Annotated in this window: 2 protein-coding genes; both read left to right on the forward strand. The window is 68.2% G+C overall.

Going from position 1 to position 1,472, the window contains the following annotated elements; all coding sequences use genetic code 11:
* Positions 1-168 precede the first annotated feature (168 nt).
* Positions 169-492 (forward strand): hypothetical protein, encoded by a 324-nt coding sequence (locus KDL01_RS41075; protein WP_212534137.1) that lies wholly within the window; start codon positions 169-171, stop codon positions 490-492.
* Complete coding sequence (locus KDL01_RS41080; protein WP_212534138.1) at positions 489-869, forward strand: helix-turn-helix domain-containing protein; 381 nt, start codon at positions 489-491, stop codon at positions 867-869. Before KDL01_RS41075 ends, KDL01_RS41080 begins: the two co-directional genes overlap by 4 nt.
* The last annotated feature ends 603 nt before the right edge of the window (positions 870-1,472 follow it).

Consider the following 1,472-nt stretch of genomic DNA (forward strand, 5'->3'; position numbering starts at 1 on the left):
GCAATAGAGCCAGCGCAAAGGTTTCCTGGACGAAGTAGCACCCGGACACCCCGGACACGCTCACGCCCAGCCAGACGCGCCCGCCGACAGCGGCCCCCCACGCTATCGGCGGGCGCACCAACACCCGCCCCGCACACCGGTCGAGTGTGCCCAACACGAGGGGAGCCCGTGCCAACCAACGAGAACGACACCGCCGACCTGGAACTCACAGCCTGGAAGAACACCACCTCCGGCAGCCTTCTCGAGCGCATGGACCAGGCCCGCGTCAACCAGTTCCGCGACTGCCTGAACGAAGTCCTAGCCGAACACAGGGACGACCCAGACAGCCCCGAAGTCGTGGCCGCCGCCGAATTCCTCGGCGCCCAAGTCCGCAACCAGCTCCACCGCCTACTCGCCAACGACCACCCCGAACTGGTCGAACAGCTCAGGTACCTCTCCTTCGACGAAGCACTTCACGCCGTCTACAACGCGACCCGGAGACCCACCCGATGAACGGCTACCCCGAAAAGACGGGCCTCATCCTCAACGGCAAGCGCCTGCGCGAGGCCCGCGAAGCGCTGAACATGTCTCAAGCCGCATTCGCCCGAGCCATCCAAGACGCACTGCGCGGAACCGCCCACCAAGAGGCCCGACCCACAAAGCGGCTCGTGCAGAAGTGGGAGAGTGGCCAGCACGCCACCCCACAGCCCCACTACCAAAGAGCCATCACAGCCGTCACCGGCACCCCCTACCGCAACCTCTGCCACGGCGCCCCACCGCTCGACGTCCGCACGACCGCACAGCAACTCCGGCACATCCACACCGAACTCTTCCACCTCAGCAGACAGCTCGAAGTCATCGTCCACAACCTCACACTCGCCGAGCTCTAACCAGCCCCCACCGCGTTCGCCGCCCAAGTCGGCGAACCAGGCCGCCCCGCGCCCCCGACCACCACACCAGTGGACGGGGGCGCCTGCATTTGCTCTTAAGGCTGCGGTTCTCTCGGGCGCCTCCCGGGCCACTCCGACAGCGGGGTCAAGCGCGCTGCGGATCGGCGCACAACGACTTCCAGCAGCGCGGGACTACGGCACGGGGGCCCGGCTCCGAGAAGATTTCGCCGCTCCCGACCCGCCCATGTGGAGCCCCCTCCCAAGGTCGGCGTCTCCACACAGCCGACTCGTCCGCTCGTCTAGGTATCGGTCGCCGAGAAAGACCAGTACACCCAAGCCCCAGCGTGCTTACGCCAGTCCCAGCGCACTGCCGGGCCGCTCCGGCCCATCAGCGGCGCGCCACGGTGCAGTGAACTGAGGTCGGGGCGCCGCGGTTGCGCCGGCAGAGACGCGGCCCGCACACCCTGCGGAGCACTCCGGGAAAAAGCTAAAAGGCCTGCGACTGCCTTCCGAGGGGCGCAGCGGGCCGGGTCCGATGATCACCCTGCGGTCCGGGTGGGTCTCAGCGGTCGGCCCGCCCCTCCCCGTCGCCCCAGGGGATAC

Origin of the sequence: Actinospica durhamensis (assembly GCF_018139695.1) — a bacterium.
GTDB classification, from domain to species: Bacteria; Actinomycetota; Actinomycetes; order Streptomycetales; family Catenulisporaceae; genus Actinospica; species Actinospica durhamensis.

Coding starts and splice junctions, on each gene's coding strand:
- KDL01_RS41080 (WP_212534138.1), top strand. CDS start 489: ATGAACGGCTACCCCGAAAAGACGGGCCTCATCCTCAACGGCAAGCGC.